Raw genomic sequence first — 1,170 nt, forward strand, 5'->3', positions numbered from 1 at the left:
GCACTGGACGGCGCGACGGAAGGCGGCACACATTATGATGGCTTTGTCGCGCTCGGCACCGTCATCCGCGGCGACACCTATCATTTCGACATTGTCGCCAATGAATCCAGCCGCGCGCTCATGGATTTGAGCGTGCAGGACTCGGTCTGCATCGGCAACGGCATCCTCACCACCGAGAATGACGCCCAGGCCTGGACTCGCGCCAAGCGCTCGGAAGGCGACAAGGGCGGCTTTGCCGCGCGTGCGGCGCTGACCATGATTGCCCTCAAGGAACAATTGGGAGCGCGATCGTGAGCGAACCCGCTTCGCCCGGGCAGCCCGCGATGCGCCACGCCAACAAGCGCGGCGCTGCCCGTCTGGCCGCCGTGCAGGCGCTCTATCAGATGGATGTCGCCGGCAGCGGTGTCTTCGAGATCACCGCCGAGTACGAGGCGTTTCGCCTTGGCAAGGAAGTCGACGGCGCGCTCTATCGCGAGGCCGATGCGCAATGGTTTCGCGCTATCCTGGCGGGTGTCGTCGAGAACCAGAAGACCATCGATCCGATCATCCGCCAGGCGCTGACCGAGGACTGGCCGCTGTCGCGGCTCGATTCGACGCTGCGCGCCATCCTGCGCGCCGGTGTCTACGAACTGATGAAGCGCGAGGATGTCCCGGTCGCCGTCATAGTCTCCGAATATGTCGACATCGCCAAGGCCTTCTACGAGGAAGACGAGCCGAAGCTGGTCAATGCCGTGCTCGACCGTGTGTCACGCCGGGTGCGTGGCGAGGGGCGCGGCAAGGACGCATCATGACGGCAATCGCCGTCGAGGCAGGCAGCGAGGCGCGCCGCACGGCGCTGATCCTGGCCGCATCGCAGGCGATCATCGGCTCGGCGGCCCCCATCGCCATCTCCGTGGGCGCGCTGGCCGGGCAATATCTGCTTGGCCCCGACAAATCATTGGCGACAGCGCCGATCACCGGCTTCAACATCGGCGTGGCGCTCGGCGCGCTGCCCGCAGCGGCCATCATCCGCAGAATGGGCCAGCGCGGCGGCTTCATGACCGGAACGATCGTCACGGCGCTTGGCGGCCTGATCGCCACGCTTGCGCTTTTTCAAGGGAGCTTCTGGCTGTTTGCCTTTGGCTTGCTCACGATCGGTGTCGGCGGCGCCTTCGTCCAGCAGTTCCGCTT

2 protein-coding genes and 1 pseudogene are annotated in these 1,170 nt (G+C 65.6%); all 3 read left to right on the forward strand.

Going from position 1 to position 1,170, the window contains the following annotated elements:
• A partial coding sequence (locus tag EN879_RS36620; RefSeq protein ID WP_164774873.1) for a 6,7-dimethyl-8-ribityllumazine synthase occupies positions 1 to 294 on the forward strand: 294 nt, incomplete at its 5' end.
• A complete protein-coding gene (gene nusB, locus EN879_RS36625; RefSeq protein WP_013532244.1) occupies positions 291 to 791 on the forward strand; it encodes a transcription antitermination factor NusB in 501 nt (166 codons plus the stop codon). The genes EN879_RS36620 and nusB, both read left to right, overlap by 4 nt.
• A pseudogene (locus EN879_RS36630) lies at positions 788 to 1,170 on the forward strand (sugar MFS transporter); the annotation flags it as partial. The gene nusB and the pseudogene EN879_RS36630, both read left to right, overlap by 4 nt.

Origin of the sequence: Mesorhizobium sp. M7A.F.Ca.AU.002.02.1.1, from assembly GCF_003998535.1 — a bacterium.
Classification (GTDB): domain Bacteria; phylum Pseudomonadota; class Alphaproteobacteria; order Rhizobiales; family Rhizobiaceae; genus Mesorhizobium; species Mesorhizobium ciceri.